Origin of the sequence: Brevibacterium sp. FAM 24630 (assembly GCF_049804075.1) — a bacterium.
Lineage (GTDB): Bacteria > Actinomycetota > Actinomycetes > Actinomycetales > Brevibacteriaceae > Brevibacterium.
The window spans coordinates 1-20,096 of the sequence record NZ_JBNBZD010000015.1 but is presented as its reverse complement, the minus strand read 5'-3'; the positions used below and the strand labels follow the sequence as shown (position 1 = coordinate 20,096).

General features: G+C 64.9%; 20 protein-coding genes and 1 tRNA gene. 7 read left to right on the top strand and 14 right to left on the bottom strand.

Annotated elements, in window-relative coordinates; all coding sequences use genetic code 11:
• Positions 1-86: 86 nt before the first annotated feature.
• The 7 genes from ACPUD7_RS12050 to ACPUD7_RS12020 form a co-directional block, all read right to left on the bottom strand.
• The gene (locus ACPUD7_RS12050; protein ID WP_135538470.1) at positions 87-1,775 is read right to left on the bottom strand and encodes an AMP-binding protein; all 1,689 of its coding nucleotides are present in this window, start codon (positions 1,773-1,775) and stop codon (positions 87-89) included.
• A gap of 29 nt (positions 1,776-1,804) precedes the next feature.
• The gene (locus ACPUD7_RS12045; RefSeq protein ID WP_135538472.1) at positions 1,805-3,547 is read right to left on the bottom strand and encodes an ABC transporter permease; all 1,743 of its coding nucleotides are present in this window, start codon (positions 3,545-3,547) and stop codon (positions 1,805-1,807) included.
• A gap of 1 nt (position 3,548) precedes the next feature.
• The gene (modA, locus tag ACPUD7_RS12040) at positions 3,549-4,313 is read right to left on the bottom strand and encodes a molybdate ABC transporter substrate-binding protein (RefSeq protein WP_135538474.1); all 765 of its coding nucleotides are present in this window, start codon (positions 4,311-4,313) and stop codon (positions 3,549-3,551) included.
• Between the two features lie 116 nt (positions 4,314-4,429).
• Positions 4,430-4,831 (bottom strand): TOBE domain-containing protein, encoded by a 402-nt coding sequence (locus ACPUD7_RS12035; RefSeq protein WP_135538476.1) that lies wholly within the window; start codon positions 4,829-4,831, stop codon positions 4,430-4,432.
• The gene (locus ACPUD7_RS12030) at positions 4,828-5,277 is read right to left on the bottom strand and encodes a molybdenum cofactor biosynthesis protein MoaE (RefSeq protein ID WP_240689642.1); all 450 of its coding nucleotides are present in this window, start codon (positions 5,275-5,277) and stop codon (positions 4,828-4,830) included. Before ACPUD7_RS12030 ends, ACPUD7_RS12035 begins: the two co-directional genes overlap by 4 nt.
• Complete coding sequence (gene moaC, locus ACPUD7_RS12025; protein WP_135538828.1) at positions 5,259-5,729, bottom strand: cyclic pyranopterin monophosphate synthase MoaC; 471 nt, start codon at positions 5,727-5,729, stop codon at positions 5,259-5,261. The genes ACPUD7_RS12030 and moaC overlap by 19 nt, the downstream gene beginning before the upstream one ends.
• A complete protein-coding gene (locus ACPUD7_RS12020; protein ID WP_425120042.1) occupies positions 5,726-7,039 on the bottom strand; it encodes a molybdopterin molybdotransferase MoeA in 1,314 nt (437 codons plus the stop codon). Before ACPUD7_RS12020 ends, moaC begins: the two co-directional genes overlap by 4 nt.
• A gap of 40 nt (positions 7,040-7,079) precedes the next feature.
• On the opposite strand from ACPUD7_RS12020, the gene moaA reads away from it, so the two are divergent.
• Positions 7,080-8,168: a GTP 3',8-cyclase MoaA gene (gene moaA, locus ACPUD7_RS12015; protein WP_425120041.1), complete on the top strand. Its 1,089-nt coding sequence runs from the start codon at positions 7,080-7,082 to the stop codon at positions 8,166-8,168.
• On the top strand, positions 8,169-8,414 hold the full coding sequence (locus tag ACPUD7_RS12010) for a MoaD/ThiS family protein (RefSeq protein ID WP_425120040.1): 246 nt from the start codon (positions 8,169-8,171) through the stop codon (positions 8,412-8,414). It abuts the gene before it with no gap.
• 18 nt (positions 8,415-8,432) lie between these two features.
• Here the strand turns inward: ACPUD7_RS12010 and ACPUD7_RS12005 are convergent, their stop codons facing one another.
• Both ACPUD7_RS12005 and ACPUD7_RS12000 read right to left on the bottom strand, forming a co-directional pair.
• Entirely contained in the window at positions 8,433-9,593 is a 1,161-nt protein-coding gene (locus ACPUD7_RS12005; RefSeq protein ID WP_425120039.1) for a ThiF family adenylyltransferase, read from the bottom strand.
• Between the two features lie 83 nt (positions 9,594-9,676).
• A complete protein-coding gene (locus ACPUD7_RS12000) occupies positions 9,677-10,858 on the bottom strand; it encodes a molybdopterin molybdotransferase MoeA (protein WP_425120038.1) in 1,182 nt (393 codons plus the stop codon).
• Positions 10,859-10,968: 110 nt separating this feature from the next.
• On the opposite strand from ACPUD7_RS12000, the gene ACPUD7_RS11995 reads away from it, so the two are divergent.
• Positions 10,969-11,817 (top strand): CPBP family intramembrane glutamic endopeptidase, encoded by an 849-nt coding sequence (locus tag ACPUD7_RS11995; RefSeq protein WP_425120037.1) that lies wholly within the window; start codon positions 10,969-10,971, stop codon positions 11,815-11,817.
• Between the two features lie 148 nt (positions 11,818-11,965).
• Here the strand turns inward: ACPUD7_RS11995 and ACPUD7_RS11990 are convergent, their stop codons facing one another.
• Positions 11,966-13,435, bottom strand: coding sequence for a peptide MFS transporter (locus ACPUD7_RS11990; protein WP_425120036.1), 1,470 nt, complete (start codon positions 13,433-13,435; stop codon positions 11,966-11,968).
• A gap of 147 nt (positions 13,436-13,582) precedes the next feature.
• Entirely contained in the window at positions 13,583-14,881 is a 1,299-nt protein-coding gene (locus tag ACPUD7_RS11985) for an MFS transporter (RefSeq protein WP_425120035.1), read from the bottom strand.
• A 243-nt stretch (positions 14,882-15,124) separates the two neighbouring features.
• On the opposite strand from ACPUD7_RS11985, the gene ACPUD7_RS11980 reads away from it, so the two are divergent.
• Together ACPUD7_RS11980 and ACPUD7_RS11975 are read left to right on the top strand one after the other, a co-directional pair.
• Complete coding sequence (locus ACPUD7_RS11980; protein WP_425120034.1) at positions 15,125-15,544, top strand: phage holin family protein; 420 nt, start codon at positions 15,125-15,127, stop codon at positions 15,542-15,544.
• A gap of 73 nt (positions 15,545-15,617) precedes the next feature.
• Positions 15,618-15,848 carry a hypothetical protein gene (locus ACPUD7_RS11975; RefSeq protein ID WP_425120033.1) on the top strand — a complete coding sequence of 77 codons (231 nt, stop codon included), beginning with the start codon at positions 15,618-15,620 and terminating at the stop codon, positions 15,846-15,848.
• A 121-nt stretch (positions 15,849-15,969) separates the two neighbouring features.
• Here ACPUD7_RS11975 and ACPUD7_RS11970 read toward each other — a convergent pair whose 3' ends face one another.
• Entirely contained in the window at positions 15,970-16,839 is an 870-nt protein-coding gene (locus tag ACPUD7_RS11970; RefSeq protein ID WP_425120031.1) for an alpha/beta fold hydrolase, read from the bottom strand.
• Positions 16,836-17,732: a universal stress protein gene (locus ACPUD7_RS11965; protein WP_425120030.1), complete on the bottom strand. Its 897-nt coding sequence runs from the start codon at positions 17,730-17,732 to the stop codon at positions 16,836-16,838. The genes ACPUD7_RS11970 and ACPUD7_RS11965 overlap by 4 nt, the downstream gene beginning before the upstream one ends.
• An 811-nt stretch (positions 17,733-18,543) precedes the next feature.
• Here ACPUD7_RS11965 and ACPUD7_RS11960 point away from each other — a divergent pair.
• Together ACPUD7_RS11960 and ACPUD7_RS11955 are read left to right on the top strand one after the other, a co-directional pair.
• Positions 18,544-18,771 (top strand): hypothetical protein, encoded by a 228-nt coding sequence (locus ACPUD7_RS11960; RefSeq protein ID WP_135538499.1) that lies wholly within the window; start codon positions 18,544-18,546, stop codon positions 18,769-18,771.
• A 114-nt stretch (positions 18,772-18,885) separates the two neighbouring features.
• Positions 18,886-18,958: transfer RNA gene (locus tag ACPUD7_RS11955), tRNA-Ala, on the top strand.
• A gap of 125 nt (positions 18,959-19,083) precedes the next feature.
• Here the strand turns inward: ACPUD7_RS11955 and ACPUD7_RS11950 are convergent.
• Positions 19,084-20,096: IS110 family transposase (locus tag ACPUD7_RS11950; RefSeq protein WP_425120029.1), on the bottom strand; the 1,013-nt coding region annotated here is incomplete at its 5' end.

The window sequence follows — 20,096 nt, the reverse complement described above, 5'->3', positions numbered from 1 at the left end:
CTCATGCCCGGTCCGGGTTGAACTGCAACCGACTTGTGATCTCCAGTGCGATCCGGCTGCAGCTCATACCGGATCCCATTCGGTACTCAGACGGCGGCGTGCGCGATCTTCTCGCCCTCTTCCCGGAGGTCGACCTTGCGGATCTTTCCGGACACGGTCATCGGGAAGGAATCGCGGACCTCGACATAGCGGGGAATCTTGAAGTGGGCGAGCTTGCCGGAGCAGAATTCGCGGACTTCGTCGGCACTCAGCGAGTCGAAGCCGTCCTTGAGGATCACCCAGGCCATGAGCTCCTCGCCGTATTTCTCATCGGAGACACCGACGACCTGGACGTCGCGGATGGCCGGGTGGTGGTAGAGGAATTCCTCGACCTCTCGCGGGTAGACGTTCTCGCCGCCGCGGATGACCATGTCCTTGATCCGGCCGGAGATGTCGACATAGCCGTCGTCGTCCATGATGGCCAGATCACCGGTGTGGATCCACCGAGCCGCGTCGATCGTCTCCGCTGTCTTGTCCGGCTGCTCCCAGTATCCGAGCATGACCGCGTAGCCGCGGGTGCAGAACTCGCCCTTCTGCCCCCGCGGGACAGCCTGTCCCGTGACGGGGTCCGCGATCTTGATCTCAAGGTGGGGCATCACGCGGCCCACCGTCTGCGTGCGCTTCTCCAGAGAGTCATCGACTCGGGTCATCATCGACACCGGCGCCGTTTCGGTCATGCCGTAGCAGATGGCGACCTCCGACATGTTCATGTCATCGATGACTCGGCGCATCGTGTTCACCGGGCAGGGCGATCCTGCCATGACCCCGGTGCGCAGGCTCGAGAAGTCGAATTCGGAGAACCGCGGGTGTTCGAGTTCGGCGATGAACATCGTCGGCACTCCGTACAGCGAGGTGGCCTTCTCCTCGGTCACGGCGGACATCGTCGCCAAGGGGTCGAATCCGGGAGACGGCAGCACCACGGCCGATCCATGGCTGAGTGCGGCGAGGTTGCCGATGACCATGCCGAAGCAGTGGTAGTAGGGAACGGGAACGACGACGGTGTCGGCAGACGTGTAGGAGAGCATTTCGCCGATGAAGTACCCGTTGTTGAGGATGTTGTGGTGGCTGAGCGTCACGCCCTTCGGGAAGCCCGTGGTGCCGGAGGTGTATTGGATGTTGATCGGCTCGTCTGCCGAAAGGTCGTCGAGCACCTGCCGCAGTCGCACTCCGTACTTCGCATCCGCATCCTCCAGCAGCTGCCGCCCCTGCCCGATGAGGTGGGCAAAGGATTCGCGTTCGTCGATCTTCGCAGCCCCGATGAGGTCGTCGGGCACGGAGTCGAGGAACACGAGGTCGAGGGCGGGGACCTTCGCAGCGACCTCGGTGGCGATGGCGTGGAAATCCGAATGCGGAGGCGCTAAGACCTGCGAGATGAGCAGCGTCATCCCGGACTGTTCGACGACGTATTCGAGTTCATGGCTGCGGTAGGCGGGATTGACGTTGACGAGGATCGCGCCCATCTTCGCGGTGGCGTACTGGACGAGGGCCCATTCCGCGACGTTCTGCGCCCAGATTCCGACTCGATCGCCCTTCTTCACTCCGCGCCGGATCAGACCGATGGCCAGCGCATCGGTGTCGGCATCGAACTCGGCGTACGTCCACCGTCGGCTCGAGTACCGGTCGACGAGAGCCAGGGCATCGGGGTTCGCCTCTGCGATGCGCTTGAAGTGCTCTCCGATGGTGATCCCGAGCAGGGGTTCTGTCGATGTACCCGAAGAATAGGACAGTTCGGCCACGGCGTTGTGCTCCTTGAAATGTCAGTGACTCAATGTGACTGACTGCACACTATTCCGTCACGGTCCATTATGCAAAAGCTGCGCAGGAAGCTCTGCCCCGCGCCCGCTTCCCCGGGATCGACCCGCCCCACCTGGGAGGACAATGCCACAGCCCCATTCTCAATGAGGACGAGCTCGTCGGCCAATGACACGACGTCGTCGATGTCATGGGTGATGAGCAGGGCGCTGCGACCGGCGAGGAGCTCCGCGACCACCTGTCGGGTCTCGACGCGGACGTCCACGTCGAGTGCGGCCAGGGGCTCATCGAGCAGGAGCAGCTTCGGATCGACGAGGAGGGCACGGGCCAAGGCGATGCGCGCCGCCTGTCCCCCGGAGACGGCTTCGGGCCGTCGCTTCGCGCAATGACCGACGCCGAGGCGGTCGAGCATGGACTGCGCGCGTCGTCGAGCGGGACGGTGGGCCATGCCATGGGCGCGCAGTCCGAACGACACGTTGTCGATGACGTTCAGATGAGGGAACAGCAGCGGGTTCTGCGCGAGGTGGACGATGCCGCGCGCGTGGACGGGCGGCCAGTGTCCGGTGTCGAGGTCGAAGATCGTGTCGTCGCCGATGCGCAGGCTGCCGGAATCGGGCCGCATCGCACCGGTCAGTGTCTGGAACAGGCTTGATTTTCCGGCGCCGTTGCGCCCGATGATGGCAGTGGTTGCGCCGGAGGGAACGGCGAAGTCGAGAGCGATTCCGCGCTCAGCCAGACGAATCGATCCGCTCAGGCCACCGCCCTCCCCCGGTTCTGCCGGGGCCCGATCGCCGAGAGCTCGGTCGTGAGCTGTTGCCGGGGGCTCCGCCTCGATGCGGGTGTGTTTGAGTGCTTCCCTCGCGGCGCGGTCGTCGACCGGGCCGCTGGCGCCCGCCTCGGCGGCGGGGACGTCCTCGGAGAGAATTGATGGACCGGGCCGACGTCCGAGAGTGAGGCGGGGTGCGTGCGGCGACCGATAGGCGAGGACGATGATGATCACGGCGATGACGACGAGCAGCAGGGACAGACCGATCGCCGCCTGTGGGTCGGACTCGCGGACGAGGTAGATCTGCAGCGGCATCGTGCGGGTCACTCCGGACAGGGACCCGGCGAAGGTCAGGGTCGCACCGAATTCGCCGAGCGAGCGAGCGAAGCAGAGGACGGCTCCGGTCGTGATCCCATGCCGCAGCAGCGGCAGCGTCACCGTGAAGAACACGCGGTTCGGTCTCGCGCCGAGTTCGGCGGCGGTGAGTTCGAACCGGCGTCCCAGGGCCGTGGCGGCGGTCTCGACCGACATCACCATGAACGGCAGCGAGACGAAGATCTGCGCCATGATCACCGCCGAGGTGGTGTAGGCCAGGCTGAGGCCGAGTGCCTCCAGGCTCTCGCCCAGCGCTGCCGAACGCCCCCAGGTGTAGAGCAGCGCGAGGCCGCTGACCACCGGCGGAAGCACGAGCGGCAGGAGGATGAGGGTGCGCACGATTCGCTGCCCGGTGAATTGCCTGGTCGCGAGCAGGTAGCCCAGCGGGAACCCGAGGAGGACGCTGACGAGCGCCGAGATCACCGATGTCAGCAGAGACAGCCGCATCGCCAGGAGGGATTCCTTCGCGAGGACGACGTCGAGGAGCCCCTGCGGTTCGACGCGGGTGATCATCCCGATGATCGGCACGAGGAGGAAGACGATCCCAACTGCTGCGGGAATCCACAGCCACCCGGGAATCGTCGTATGCCCTCCCCCGGAATGCTTGGCAGCCATATCAGGCAGCGGCGAATCCGGCGTCGCGCAGCAGCTTCTGGGCGCTGTCGGAGCCGAGGAACTTCACGAACGAGTCGGCCTGCTCTTGATGCTCGCTGGCTCTGACGGTGGCGGCCGGGTACTTGTTGATGACCTTGTCCGCGCCGTCGAGGTCGACCTGCTCGACCTGGCCGTCGGCACGGGCGATATCGGTGACGTAGACGATTCCGGCGTCGGCCTGACCGGCGCTGACCTTGCCGAGGACATCGGTCACGGAATTCTCTTCGCTGACCGGGTCGAGTGCGACCTCGTTGAGCTCTGCCCACTTCTGGGTGGCGGCACCACAGGGAACCTGGGGCGCGCAGACGACGAGGTCGAGCCCGGGGAAGTCCGTCGAGCCCTCGACCGACTTCGGGTTGCCCTCGGCCACGGCCAGGGTCAGCGTGTTCGAGGCGAACATCGAAGGGTCTCCGGCAAGCAAGTCGTCGCCCTCCAACGTGTCCATGGTCTTCTCGTCGGCGGTGGCGATGACGTCGGCGGGGGCGCCCTCGGTGATCTGGGAGACGAGGTCCGAGGAGCCTCCGAAGGAGAACTTCACTTCCGGCCCGGCCGGGTCAGAGTTCTGGAACTCATCGGCGATGTCTTCGAACACCTCGGTCAGTGACGCTGCTGCGAAGACGGTGATCTCGCTCGGGGTGCCCGATGCGGACTGCGGATCGGAACCGGAGGAGCAGGCGGAAAGGGTCAGGGCAGCGACGATGCCGAACCCGAGCAGGGTTTTCTTCATACTCCCATTGAAACCGCATCTGCGGCATTATGTCGATCCGAGAGGCGAGATTGAGACATATTTTTCGATTCTTTTCCCGAAATGCGGCTTCAGTCGTGGTCTCGGGGCGATGTTGATCAGCTGTCGGGCACCGTGTCGATGGAGACCATCGTCGCCTTCACCGAGGCGGTCGCAAGGCTGCCCGGTTCGAGTTCGAGCTGGCGGCAGGCCTCCGCCGACATCAGGGACACCACTCGGAAGGGCCCGCACTGCAGGCTCACCTGAGCCATGACGCCGTCGATGACGACATGGGTGACGAGTCCGGCGAACCGGTTCCGTGACGAGCTCACGACTCCGCTGGGGTCGGGCAGGGCAGCTGCGGACGATTGTGCCAGCGCCGCGAGTTCGCTGCCTGAGACCACGGCACGATTGGAGGCGTCCTTGAGCTGAGTGAGACGGCCGTCGGCGACCCACCGGCGGACCGTGTCGTCGCTGACACCGAGGAATCGTGCGGCATCGCTGATGCGCAGCTGCGTCATTCGAGGGCCCCGACCCACTCGTCGCTGCCGTCGGCGAAGTGCTGGTGCTTCCAGATCGCCACCCGCGCCTTGACCTCGTCGATGAGTTCGGAGCAGGCGAGGAATGAGTCCTTGCGGTGGGCGGAGGCGACGACGGCGGCCAGCGCCACATCTCCGATGGTGAGGTCGCCGACGCGGTGGATCACGGAGAGGCGGACCTGCGGGTGGCGGGCGGCGATGTCGGCGGCCACCTCGGCGATCTGTTCCGCCGCGACGGGGTGGGCCTCATAGTGCAGGGACGCCACGCCGCGTCCCCCGTCGTGGTCGCGGATGACTCCGGAGAAGCTCACGACGGCTCCGCAGGTGTCAGTGAGGACTTCGGGTTCGAGCGCGGCGGTGGAGATCTCGGTCTCGACGACCCCGGTGGTGATGACCGTGCCGGGGGCGCTCATGTCTGCCTCGTCCAATCTCCGCTCCTTCCGCCTGACTTCGCGATGACCCTGATCTCGCCGATCACGGCCTGATTGTCCACGGCCTTGATCATGTCGAAGATCGTCAGTGCCGCAGTGGTCACGGCGGTCAGGGCCTCCATCTCGACCCCGGTCTTCGACACGGTCTTCACTGCGGCGGTGATGGTCACCGACTCGGCACCGAGTTCGAATTCGACATCGATTCCCGTCAGCGGCAGCGGATGGCACAAGGGGATGAGGTCGCTGGTGCGTTTGGCCCCCATCACAGCGGCGATGCGCGCCACGGGCAGGGCATCGCCCTTGGGCAGCCCCGCCTCGGCGATGAGGTCGATGACGTCGCTGCGGGTGGTGATGATCCCGGCCGCAACGGCGCGTCGTTTGGTCACGTCTTTGTCACCGACGTCGACCATCTGGGCGGTTCCGGACTCGTCGACGTGCGAGAGCTTCATGCGATCTTCCACGTCATCAGCCTATCGTCCACGGCTGAGAACGGATTGTCAGCTCCGGGCTCGTCGGGTGAGACGAAGACGAGATGGGTCGCCTCGGCATAGCTGTGGAGTAGGTGGGAGCGCGAGTCTCCGACGAATTCGAGGCCGGCCTCGGTCAGCCGGGCGCGACGGATCTGGAGCTTGCCGACCGGTGGCCGTTCGTCGAATCCGTGTGCCAGACGGTGGTGGGCGACCTCGCGGGGTGCCTCGTCGCCGGCAAGGCCGAGCAGGGCGGGACGGATGAACATCTCGAAGCTGATGAGGGTGCTCACCGGGTTGCCCGGCAGCGCCACCCACGCGTGGTCGGCCAGCCGCCCGCATCCCTGCGGACCGCCGGGCTGCATGGCGATGGGTTCGAACACGACGTCGGAGTCCGGGTCGAGTTCGGCGGCGAGTTTGACCACCTCATGGGCACCCTTCGAGATCCCGCCGGTGGAGATGACGAGGTCGGCCTCACTTCCCCGCACCCGGTCGAGGAGCAGCTGCGGATCATCGGGGACGAAGGCGACCTCTGTCTCCACCCCGAGCCGGCGCAGTCCGGCTGAGAGCGTCACGGAGTTCGCGTCGTTGATCCCGGCTGCCGCTTCGGCGGCGATCTCGTCGCCCGTGCTCACGACGAGCACCCTCGGCAGGGAGAGGACAGGCAGAGCGCCCACTCCGCAGGCGGCGGCCACGCCGAGGTGGGCGGGGCTGAGCATGGTGCCCGCGGTGAGCACGATCTGTCCGGTGCGGACGTCGCTGCCGCGGGTGCGCACGAACGCCCCGGGTCCAGGTGGGCCCGCCGGGGTCCCGGGCACCGGTGTCTCGGCCGGGCGGTCGATCGTGATGGCTGCGGCGCCGAAGGTTCCTGGTGCGGTGTCTTCGATCCTGATCACCGTATCGGTGCCTTCGGGAAGTGGGGCTCCGGTCATGATCTCGACGGCGGTGCCGGGTTCGACCTTGTCGCCGCGTGCTCCGGCGGCGACCCGACCGCGTACGGGGATCGGTCCGAGTCGAGTGGACCCGGCGGAGGACCTGTCGGCGGTGGCGGTGCCTGCGCCGGCCGCCATGGAGGCGGACGCAGCCGTGGACGCCGCTGCCAGTGTCTCGGCGGCCACGGCGTATCCGTCCATGCTCGAGTTGTCGAAGCCGGGGACGTCGATCGGTGAGGCCACATCGGCGGCAAGCCGGCGCGGGGCGTCGAGAAGTTCGCTCAGCGGCAGCGTCTGCGTTTCGGTCAGTGGAGCGATCGTCTCGAATACCCGTACACGATGCATCTTCGCAGTAGTCATGGGACGATGATAACGACACGCTTTCAAGGAGGATGACGAAATGGAGAAGATCGGCCTGCCGATGCCGGTGCTGAGAACTCCGACTGTCGATCCCGGCGAGGAGTTCACCGGACACAGCGAGGATTCGCTGCTCGACACCTATGGTCGTCGAGCCAGGGACCTGCGCATCTCACTCACAGACTTCTGCAATCTGCGCTGCACGTACTGCATGCCCGCCGAAGGTGTGGAGTTCATGTCTCGTGATGCCGCAATGTCGCGCGACGAGATCATCCGGTTCGTCCGCATCGGGGTTGAGAAGTTCGGCGTCGACCAAGTCCGGTTCACCGGCGGCGAGCCCCTGACGCGCAAGGACATCAACGAGATCATCGCTGGGGTCGCGGCACTGGAGCCGCGACCGAACATCGCATTGACGACGAACGCAATCGGACTCGACAAGAGGGCAGCCGGGCTCAAAGCCGCCGGTCTCGATCGGATCAACGTCTCGCTGGACACCATCGACCCCGACACCTTCGAGACCATGGCCAGACGTCCCTTCCTCCATCGTGTGCTCGAGGGCATCGACGGGGCGAAGGCCGCCGGCCTCGACCCGGTGAAGATCAACGCGGTCCTCCTGCCCGGAATCAACGATGCGCAGGCGCCCGATCTGCTCCAGTGGTGCCTCGACGAGGGCCTGAGTCTGCGGTTCATCGAACAGATGCCCTTGGACGCCGGCCATTCCTGGGATCGCGGAGCGATGATCACCGCCGCCGATATCTTCGCCCTGCTCGAGCCCCGGTTCGTGCTCACCCCCGATTCGGCTCCGCGAAACGGTGCCCCGGCCGAGAAGTTCCTCGTCGCCGACCGGAAGGATCCGGACACCGTGCTCGGAACCGTCGGCGTCATCGCTTCGGTGACCCGTCCGTTCTGTGCCGACTGCACGCGCACCCGCCTGACCGCGGAAGGGCGTGTGCGCACCTGCCTGTTCTCCCGCACCGAGGTCGATCTTCTCACTGCGATGCGCAACGGCGCCGATGATGAGTCGATCGCGAATCTGTGGAAGGGCGCTCATTGGAAGAAGCTCGCCGGCCACGGCATGGACACCGATGAGTTCGAACAGCCCCAACGCCCCATGAGCGCTATCGGAGGATAAGTGCCCACCATCACCGTTCGGTTCTTCGCCGCCGCCCGTGAAGCCTTCGGAGCTCGCGAGTCCCGCCTCAGTGCCGGTTCCGTCGACGAACTCGTCTCCGCCCTCGCCGAGGCGGCCGATCCCGAAGCGGCGACCGTGCTGTCGCGCTCGTCCTTCCTCGTCAACTCCGTGGCCGCGACCGATCGGTCTGCGCCTCTGTCCGACGGGGACACCGTCGACGTCCTCCCGCCGTTCGCCGGAGGCTGAGGCGGGCGGGTTCCGTCGTCAGTCCTGCTGAGCTGCGGGCTGTGACAGGTAGGCGAGATAACCGCCGTTGACCGACGTCACGGGCAGTCCAAGTGCCCGCAGCTGGGCGACGGCTTTTGCCGATCGCATCCCCGACCGGCAGTACAGGGCGACGCCTGTCTGTCGTGCGTGTTGCCGTCCGGACTGAGGCGATTGCTTCGCATTGGACGATTCCTCGGTCTTTGATCCGGTGGGCAGTCGGCTCGGGTCGGCGATGAGTTCGTTCATCGGAATGTGGATCGCGCCGGGCACCATTCCGCCGGTGACCTCGTCATCGTCACGGATGTCGACGAGGGTCGTGCCCGGGGCCAGTTCGGACCAGCCGAGCGCGGCCGCTCCCATGTCGGCGGTGTGCTGCGCGTAGTCGCCGCGATGGGAGTCAAGGTCCGTGATCGGCTGCCTGCCGGGGAGCCTGGAGACGGGGACGGTCTCCCACCCTGCGTCAAGGCTGCTGTGGACGGCCACCGCGTTGACCAGCGGAGTGCCGATCCCGGTGAGAATCTTGATCGTCTCCATCGCCATGGCAGAACCGATGCTCCCGCACAACGGCCCGAGGACACCGGCCACGGAGCAGTCGGGCACACTGCCGGGTGCCGGCACCTCCGGGTAGAGGTCGCGCAGAGTAGCGCCCCGGCGGGCGTCGAAGACGGCGACCTGACCGTCGAAACCGAGGATGGTCCCCCACACGAGCGGAATGCCGAGGATCTCGCAGGCGTCGTTGGCCAGGTATCGGGTGGCGAAGTTGTCGCTGCCGTCGATGACGACATCGACACCGGTCAGCAGGTCAAGGGCATTGTCCGGGGTGAGAAGGACCGCGTGGGTGCGGAGGTCGATCGACGAGTTGATTCCTGCCATCCGTTCACGTGCGGACTCGGTCTTGCGGGTGCCGATGGCCGCCTCGGTGTGGATGATCTGCCGATGGAGGTTGCTCAGTTCGACGATATCGGGGTCGATGACGGTGATCGTGCCGATGCCCACGGCGGCGAGGTAGCTGAGCACGGGGGCGCCGAGGCCGCCGGCGCCGATGACGAGGACATGCGAGTCGAGCAGGGCCTTCTGCGCGGCTTCTCCGAACCCGGATAGGCGGATCTGCCGGGCATAGCGTGCCCGAGCGGCGGGATCGAGACGAGGTTGTGACATGTCTTCCATCCTAATTCCCCGAGGCCCGGCGGTCCTGAGTCGGCCGACCGACCCCGTCTTCGGCGTTCACCAATGACCTGGTTTCAGCACTCGAGATAGTCGACGACCGCCCCCGGGAGCAGTCGTCCGGTGCCGCGGGGAATGCGAATGATCACTTCTGCCGCGGCGAAGTTCGGCAGTCGGGCTCCGTCCACGGCGCGGATCTCACCGGTGTCCGTGAAGGCACCGGGACGAACCATGACCGCATGCGGATGCTGGCCGAGTTCGGGTCCGGCGTAGAGGCCCTTCTTCCACCTCGCGCGCAGCGGCCGACCTTCCAACAGCGATCGGGCGAAGAGGTGGAAGGCGACGAACGCTCCCTGCGGAGTCCCCGGGAAGTGAAGCAGCGGCAGACGGCCGAGACGACCGTGTCCCTGCGGTGAGCCCGGTCGCATGCCCAGACGCAGAAAGGTCGAATGCTCACCTTCCAGTGTCTGCCGCACGACCTCGAAGGCTCCGGCGCTGATCCCACCCGTGGTGATGACGAGATCTGCCAGAGGTGGCAGTTCGTCGAAGACGGCCCGCAGTGCATTCGGGTCATCGCTGCATGTCGCTTCGATGGCTTCGGCTCCGGCCGAGCGGATCGCGGAGGCTAGCATCGGCAAATTCGAGTTGAGGATCAGGGCTCCGGCCGCCTCGGCGGCGGTGTCGCGCAGTTCGTCTCCGGTGACGATCACGCCGATGCGAGGCCGCCCGTCGACGTCGATCTCATCGATGCCGAGCATCGCGAGCGTGCCGACGCCGGCCGCGGTCAGACGGGGTCCGGCCGGGAGGATGACGTCACCGGCGGCGATATCCTCGCCCACCGCGCGGATGTTCCAGCCGTTCGCGACCTGCTGGGGCAGGGAGGAGATGCGGATCGTCTGCGGGGCCGCGCCGGTCTGGTCAGCATCGGTGAGTTCGACGGGAACGACGGCCTCGGCGCCGGTGGGGATCGGAGCTCCGGTCATCACACGCACCGCAGTGCCCGGGTGCAGCAGCGCGGCTTCGTGACCGGCGGGGGTGTCGCCGCTGACGCGGATGGCCGTGCCGCGCTGTGCCTCCTGCAGAGCCGGTCCGTCGAGGGCGAATCCGTCCATCGCCGAGGTGGCAAAGGCCGGCACCGCGCGCTCGGCGACGAGGTCGGCACGAAGGGTGCGGCCGATCGCCTCGTGCACGGCCACGGTCTCGGAGTGCACGCTGGGGGCGAGTTCGCCGATGAGTTCGGAGTAGTCCTCGGGGTCCAATGGTGTCCTTCCTTCGCTGACGATCCTACGCGGGGAGCTCACCGACTCGTCGACAGTGGTCGGATGAGATCGGGGCCGGCTCGTCTGCGGTTTCGTCTACAGTGTGGACCGTGGACACCGAGCATGCAGATTCCGTCGAGACCGCGCGCCGTGGCCTCCTCAGCTGGGAGGCGGCTGCGACCGCGCTTCTCGCGCTCGCCGCGGTCGTGCTCTTCGGGCTGGGCACCACCTTTCCGCAGGTCCGAGCCTTCGGTTATGTGCCGATGGTGGCGGGAGTCGTCATCACGTGGTCGGCGAACCGCCGCTTTGCCCGTGATCACAGCATCATCACCGCCTGTCTCGCGCTGATCTCCGCGATCTCCGTCGAGGCCGACATCTCGTGGACGAACATCGCGCGGATGGGTGTCGTCCTCTCCGCTGTCGTCGTCGGGCCGTGGCTCGTGACCCGGTATGTCTTCGATGATCGGACGATCCAGTTCCCCAGGCGTCGCGGCCGACCGTGGTCGCGGTTCGAGTGGGCGTGGCTGGCCTTCGTCGTCGTGGTGGCCTGGGCGGTGCTGCCGCAGTACTTCATGCGCACCGGCGTCTACCTCAACTGGCCGCCGCTTGATGGCTGGTCGGAGATTCTGCGGCTGTTCTTCGGTGTCAACGCCGTCGGCATCTGGGATGAGCTGTTCTTCATCTGCACGGTCTTCGCGCTGCTGCGCAAGCACTTCTCGTTCCGGACGGCGAACGTCTTCACCACGATCATCTTCGTCTCGTTTCTCTGGGAGCTCGGCTACCGGTCGATCGGACCGCTGCTCACGATCCCCTTCGCCCTCGTCCAGGCGTTCATCTTCACCCGCACGAAGTCCCTGCCCTACACCGTGACGGTGCATCTGCTCTTCGACGCTCTCGTCTTCCTCACGATCGTCCACGCCCACCATCCGCAGGCGCTGCCGATCTTCATCGGAGTGTGAGCCCCGGGGCCACGGCATCCATCACCGGTCGCGTGACAACCCCCTGCAGGACCACGCGGTTGTGCCGCAGCCGGTGACTGATGACCGCCGGGAACGCCGAAGGCTCCTCGAACCCAGCGGCGCGAGGAGCCTTCGAAGCGGACGACTGTCAGCGGATGCCGCGCAGCAGCTTGAGCATCGGCTTGGTCAGGGTCAGGGCCAGCAGACCGAGCACGATCGAAGTGCCGCCGATCGACAGCCAGTACGGGGCCTGGTTGTCAACCGAGAAGTATCCGCCGAGCACACCCGACAACGCCGTACCCACACCGGAGGAGAGGAAGAACACGGCGATCATCTGCGACTGGAACACCTTCGGCGCCACCTTCGTCGAGAACGACATGCCCACAGGCGAGATGAGCAGCTCACCGAAGACGAACACCGCCAGCGTCAGCGCAACCCACAGCAGAGGAGTCTCATTGGGTCCGGCCTCGGCGTAGGGCAGGAACATGAGGAAGCCGACTCCGATGAACACCAGCGAGAGTCCGGCCTTGACCGGGGTCGAGATCTGCTTCGGTCCGAGCTTCGTCCACATGATCGCGAACAGCGGGGCGAAGATGATGACGAAGAGTGCGGGAATCAGCTGGATCCAGTTGATCGGCATCTCCCAACCGAAGATCGACCGGTTGAGCTGGGTGTCCGAGTAGACGGTGAGCACACCGAAGATCTGCTGGTACATCGACCAGAAGATCACGCTGGTGAGGAAGAACGGGATGAATGCGATGACGCGGGACCGCTCATCAGGATTCGTCTGCGGCGAGGTGTACATGACGATGACGTAGCAGGCGGCCGCTCCCGCAGAGATGCCGGCGATCCACCAGTCGATGTTCTCGGCGTTGACCAGACCGGTCGTCCACAGCACGACTGCGACGATGACGACGGCCACGACGGCGCTGATGAAGAGGTAGAGCTTCGACTTCGGCAGCGGGTTGACCGCGACCCGGGACTCGGGAGGAAGATTCTTCCGACCGGTGAGGTAGATGATCAGACCCAGCGCCATGCCGACTGCGGCGGCACCGAATCCGTAGTGGAAGCCGATCTGCTTCTGCAGAATGCCCGTGAGCAGGGGTCCGAGCATCGCACCGATGTTCACGCCCATGTAGAAGATGGTGAACCCGGCGTCGCGTTTGGGGTCCTTCTCTTCGTAGAGCTCACCGACCAGCGCTGAGGCATTGGCCTTGAGTCCACCGGAGCCCAGGGCCACGAGGATGAGTCCCAGCGCGACTCCCCCGAACCCGGGAATGAGCGCCAGGCAGATGTGCCCGGTCATGATGATGATCGCGGAGTAGAAGAGGACCTTCTCGGCTCCGGCCAGACGATCGGCGATCCAGGCACCGAGGATCGTTGCGAGGAAGACCGCACCGCCGTAAGCGCCGACGATGCCGACCGCCGTGCCCTTGTCCAGGCCGAGTCCGCCCTCTGTGACAGTGAAGTAGAGGTAGATGGCGAGGATGCCGTTCATGCCGTAGTAGGAGAACCGTTCCCACAGTTCCAGGCTGAACAGCTGCATGAGCGGCAGGGGGTGTCCGAAGAAGCGGGTATCGCTGCGGACGACCTCGGTCGACGAGGTGGTTGAAGACATTGTGTGCTTTCCGTAGTGGTGTGAGACGCCACGTTCCGTGGTGCGTTTCACGGTGGACCAGCGGTCATATTACTCTCCGCCGAACCACCGGTCACACCTGGCAGACACTGGGACACGGCGTCCCAAAAAGCGGAAAGGACGAGTGACTCAGGTCTCGTTCTCACCGTCGAAGACGACCCTGCGTCCGGACCCAGAGCCCTTGCGCCGAGCCCTGAGGCGGATAGCGAGATTGAGTGTCCCGGCGAGGAGGACGATCGCCGAGGCGGCCACGGGCACAGCCATCGCCGTGGCGGTGCCCTGCTCCTCGGCGAGGATGCCGTTGATCGCCGAGGCGACCGACTGGCCGACGATGATCGCCGACCCGGCCATGGACATCACGGTGGCCGAGCGTCCCCGCGGTGCACGCTCGGCGGCGAGGCTGAACAGCGTGACGAGGCTCGGCCCGATCGCCGAGCCCATGAGCAGCAGCGCGAGGACGATGATCGGCATCGACTCGGTCGAGGCGAGCACGATCGAACCGGTGAGCAGGATCGGAGCGAAGCACAGCAGCCTGGCCCAGAGGGCGAATGAGGTCGGGAAGGCCGCCACCGAGATCGCGAGGATCGCCGAACCGATTCCCAGCACTCCGTAGACGAGCCCGGCTTCCTCCGGGCGTCCGATGTCGTTGGTCAGCGCTGTCAGCGCCGTGAGAGTCGACCCGAACACCATCCCGACACCGAAGACACCGAGCACGACGACGAAGACTCCCGCAGTGAACATGTCCTTCGCCGGCGCACGCTTCGCCGCCTCCGAGCTCATCGCAGACGACCGGGCCCGACCCGTCGGGTGCAGGGCGAAGGCGGAGACGAACAACAGCGTCATCACGATCGCCCCGATGATGGGAGCGACCGGATCGAACAGGGTGGCGAGGAGGCCGACGAGGAAGGGACCGAAGACGAAGATGATCTCGTCGGCAGCGGATTCGTACGCCATGGTGCCGTTGAGCACCTTCGGCCGGCGTGAGAGCGGCAGCGCTGTCATGATGATGTCGACGACGCGTGAGCGAGACATGGGCGCCACCTGCGGCGAGGTCGCGCCGATCGCGAAGGCCGCGATGAAGACGACGAAGTCGGGCAGGGGACTGAACACGACCCAGGCCATGAATGTCAGCGCGATGCAGTTGAGGAAGCCGACGATGAGCAGGACGTAGCGCTGTCCCCACCGGTCGGCCGCCGCACCGATGAAGGATCCGAACAGCGCGGTGCCCAGACCGACCATGGCCGAATTGATGCCGCCGAGGCTGAGCGATCCGCGGCCGGCGACGACGAGGGTAAGGACTCCGACGACGATCATCGCGAACGGCATCCGCGCGACGAAGGCGATCGGGAAATAGCTGCGCCCGACCACCGAGAACAGGGTCGGCGCGGACTGTTCGGGGGCAGGTGCCGGTGTATTGCTGTGAGTCATACCAATCCAGTTTCTCCTCTCGGCTGACCGAGAGGCCGTGCCGCCGTGGTGACCTGGATCAAATCACTCGGTAGATGCACTGAGGTCTGCGGACCAGAGGGCCCGGCCTTCAGGCTACTGGGTTTCGACTTCCGATTCGAGCAGATCGCAGATCTCAGCGTTTGAACTTCATCACCACGGCACAGACGTCTTTCCCATCCGCGACTCAGAAAGAACGCAGATCGGTCTGACAGGATGACGATTATGAATTTCTTCTCTCGCGTCATCGTCAACGCTTGCGCGATCTGGGTGGCGGCCTGGATTCTGCCGGGAGTGACGATCACAGGGAACCGCCTCGTCGAGGAGCAGACCGGGACGATCCCGGCCATGATCATCTCCTACCTCGTCATCGGACTCATCTTCGGACTGGCCAACGCCTTCATCAAACCGATCCTCAGCTTCGTCTCCGCCCCGATCACCTGTCTGACCCTCGGACTCTTCTCGATCGTGATCAATGCGATCATCCTGGCGCTGACGAGTTGGCTCTCCGGTTTCACACCCTTCGTGTTCACCATCGATTCGTTCTTCTTCTCCGCCATCTTCGCCGCGATCATCGTCTCGATCGTCTCGGCCCTCTTGGGCTGGTTGGTCCCGGACCGAAGCGCCGAACACGAACGGAGATGAGCAAAGTTCTCTACGCGATGTAGACTGGAGCCAAGCGTCAGCTTGACCACCAGAAACTTTGCCGGAGGAGACCATGTCCAATATTGCCGCCCCGAAGCGAACCCGCAACTCAGCATCGTTTGCCGATGTCATCGTCTTCGTCATCTCGTTCGCTGTCTTCCTGTTCGGCCTCTACCTCTTCGGTGCGGCCTTCTCTGCACCTGAGGGCACCGAATTCTGGGTCTTCTGGGGCGGCCTGCTGGCGTCCGGCTTCGCCTTCATCATTCCGATGGTCTACCACTGGGTGCGCGACCCACGCCCCTGATCTCCGACTGACACCCGAGAGGGGCCGTTGCGTACACACGCAGCGGCCCCTCTTCTGTGTTCCGGGCGGACTGAGGTCTCGCGAGCCGTCCGGTGCGTCCCCTCGCAGATGGTCGCGTGGCTCATGCGCGGCTGCGCACGAAGTCCGCAATCGCCGAGGCGGCCGCTTCCGAACGCTCATAGTGCACGAGGTGACCGACCCCGACCAGCTCGACGAAGGTCGAGTCCCGGAGGGCCGCGGCGAAGGATCGGGTGGCGTCGATGGGGACGATCGCGTCGCTGTCTCCGGCGATGACGAGTGTCGGCATCGTCAGCGCATCGGTCACCTCGGTGACGGTGTGGGACACCGAGGTGTCAAAGGCTTCCGCCAGTGAGGCGCGGTCGGAGAAGGCCGAGAAGTACTTCGCATGCTGATCATGGATATAGGAGCGCAGCCCTGGATCGTCCGTGGTGGCCATGACTTCGCTCATCACTCGTACGATGACCGGACTGGACAGCAGCGCCCGCCCGGCCCGCTGCGGCAGTTTCGCCCCGAGGTCGTAATAGGCCCTGGTCAGCGCGGTGGCGACCCGTGCCGATCCTTCGAGCGCCGGGGTTGTGATCGGGTTGATGAGGATGAGTTCCGGTGTCGCTTCAGGCTGCTGAGCGGCCAGGTGGCTGACGAGGATCGACCCGAAGGAGTGCCCGAGCACGATGGGCGCCCGTCCACCGGTGCGGACCACCTCGGCGACGAGTGCGGACAGGAAGTCGACGTACGACTGCAGCCCCAACCCGTTCTCCAGCGGCAGGGTCTCACCGAACCCCGGCAGGTCGGGGACGATGACCGGCCGGTCTCGGATCTCTCCGGCGATGAGATCCATGCCGTGATGGTCCCCGCGGAACCCGTGGATCATCAGCAGCGGTCGTTCCTGTTCGTCCCCGCCGTAGATCCACGCTGCCGTCTCGTGGCCGTCAGCGTTGAGGCTCAGACGCCGGGACTCGCGCAGTCTCAATGCGGTCGGACCGGGCTGACTGCTCCCCGTGGCACGACGACCACCGGGACCGGCAGGACTCGCAGCAGGCGTCGGGCGCGTGCACCGATCGCGACTCTGCCGCCGTGCCCGAGTCGGCTCGAACCGATGAACGCGAGCTCTCCGGGCAGCCATTCGATGCCTTCGGCGGCCTCCTCGATATCGGCACCGGCACGGGCCTTCACCGTCGCCCGACCCGCCTCGAACATCTCCGAGGCACGTTCGGCGAGGACCGCTCCCCCGTACTGTTCGGCGAATTCCGCCACCTCGGCGACTTCGTCGTCAACCAGCCCGTCGCCTGCGATGAGCGAGAGCAGGCGCAGGTCCACGTTGAGGCTGCTCGCCGATTGGACAGCGGCACCGATGAGGGACGAGGCGCCGGGGCGGGCACCGAAGAGCGCGGTGACCCGGGAGATCGGGCCGATATCGGACTTCTCCGGCGGGGCCAGGACGACCGGCACGGTCGAGGAATGCAGCAGCGCGGAGGCGACTGTGCCGATCCGCAGCTGTCGCATCAGGGTGGCCGCCCGGGCACCGATGACGATGCCCAGAGCTTCCTCGGCTTCAGCGACCTCCATGAGGCCCTTCGACTCATTGGAGGCGATGCGGATGACGCCCTTGGCTGAGACGTCGTCAGGGATGAGTGACATGGCTTCGTCGAGCCAGTCGTCGATCTGCTGTGCGACGATGCCGGCGCCGTCCTGCGGCACCGCACTGCCGGCCATGATCGTCGAGGACTCCGGTCGCACGATGGTGACGACCAGTTCGATGTCGATCGACCGGGCGATCGAGATGGCGAGAGCGATGGCATCTCGGCCCCGATCCGTTGCGATGTAGCCGACGACGAGCCGTCTCTTGGTGGCGGTCTCTGACATTCTCAACTCCCTTGAAGATGCGTGATGCACGGATGCGGATGCACGTCTGGTTCGATTCTACGTCGCCCGGTTCGACAGCATCGACTTCGAAATCCGCCGTCACCGATTTCCGAATGAAAAATTGTCGGAGAAAATAATGAACAAAACTTCCACAGGCATTCACTGCTGTGATAAATTCGACAGTGCAATTACGGATTCGCAGACAAAACCTTGATTGCACACTGACCATTGTGAACGCTGACGCAGTTCACGCGAGATCCACGACCAATGAGAGGAGCGCAGTTTCGATGATGATGACAACAATCGCAGGCCCCGGACTTCGACGGCATCGATTTGTCAATGCTGCCTGCCCGATTGGCGGACAAGGACTCGTCGGCTGACCCCAGCCGTCTTTCGCGTCTTTGCCACCGGTTGGCTTCTGACCACCGGCGCTCACTGAGCCGACCGGTTGCCTGGAATCCGGCATTGAGCCACTACGGCCTGTTCGCAGATCCACATGATCTGCCCGCCGCCGTTTCAGTATTCCCACGCCTGGCCTTCGCTGCCGCTTGACGACCCTGGCCGTATTTCGTCCAAGACCGTCGTGGGCTCACGATTGCTCTGCGGTCGTGAGCATGCTCAATCGGAATCCTGGAACACGTCCCCCTTGCGACCGAACAGTCCGCATTCATCGCATTCATTGCGAATAGCGCAGCTCGATTAGCGTGACCCGATCAGCGACGCCTTTTGCGAATGCATTCATTGATCGCCATTTCGGGATACCTCCTGCCTTTTTGCAGATATCCCTGTCTGAAATCACAGAGGAAGAATTGTGTCGACCGCATTTCCGTCCACCTATCCGCGCCGCTGGGCACTGAGCACTGGGATGAAACTCATCCGCTGGGCACGTCGTCCAGCCGTCACCGCTGAGACTCGTGCAGAGAGGTCCGCTCGCAAACAGGCCGCACGTCTCAAGGCGCACGCTCGCGACCAACGAATCCGCGAACTGCGCGAGCGTGACATCGTTCGCTACCTCAGCCAGGTCAAGCCCTACATCTGAGAGCAGGCGGCTCGAGCCCACCGGACTCGAGCCGCCTGCACCGGAGTGTGGGCAGCGTCACCTTCTCTCGATTTGGCCTGACACCCACATCTGGGTAATATTGTTCAGGCAAGCGGGGGTATGGCGCAGTTGGTAGCGCGTCTCCATGGCATGGAGAAGGTCAGGGGTTCGAATCCCCTTACCTCCACCGCAGAAGGGCCGAGATCCGAAAGGGTCTCGGCCCTTTGTCGTCCCCACCTAATTGCTACCTGGCGGGGTCCCAGCAACTTGGCGCCAGGTGGCTGGGACCCCGCCAGGATCCTTCTATGTCTGTCAAGCGGCTTTACCGATCGGGTTCGTGGCCTCGAGAATCCGATACACATGACGCGCCAAGCTACGCTTCATACACCGAATCGTCTCCTTCTTCGTCTTCCCCTCACTCAGCCGTTTAGCCATATATTCCTGGGACTTCTTCTGGTGAGAAAGCCGCGTGATGGCCACCATGTACAACGCAGAATTCAACCGACGATCACCACTACGATTCAGCCGGAACCTCACCACATTCCCCGACGACGCCGGGATCGGGCAGACCCCCGCCAACTTCGCGAACGCAGCCTCGGAACGCACCCGCCCATGATGCGACCACGCCAGGTAAAACACAGCCGCGCTGATCGGACCAATCCCCGGCTCAGCCAGCAACACCGCCCCCGGACTGTCCTTGACCAAAACCTCGATCCGCATGGCGTAGTCCCTGATCTCCGCATCGAGTTCGACGACGCGTTTGGCTAACCGGATAGCTTCCCGACGAGCCTCGGTCAGTGCCACAGACTCGTTCCTGATCCGCCACTTCGCCACCGTTTGGATCGTGACGATCGACAGTTTCCGACGCGCATCCATACCGAGGTCATGAGTACGCAACAGTGCGGTGAGCGCATTGATCGTGCGGGTCTTCTCCCGAGTCATGGACTCCCGCGCCTTGACCAAGATCCGCAGTCCCTGACGCGGCCCATCAGCCTGCCGGGGAAACCGCAGCCGCGACTCATCCATCGACAAGACCGTGCCAGCGATCCGTCGGGCATCGATCCGGTCGTCCTTGCCCGTGGCATACCGGTCGCGAGCATCCATGCTGGCGGCCTCGGCGACTGTGTACCCAGCCTCGGCGACATGGTCGGCAAGGATCGCTCCGTACGTGCCGATGCCCTCGATGACCCACAGGGTCTCGAGGTCCCCGCCGGTACGGCGGCCGGCCCACGTCAGGGCACGTTTGATGCCGGCTTTCGTCGTCGGGAATGCAGCAGTATCGACGTGCTCACCAGACTTGGTCAGCACACTGTAGACGTGGTTCT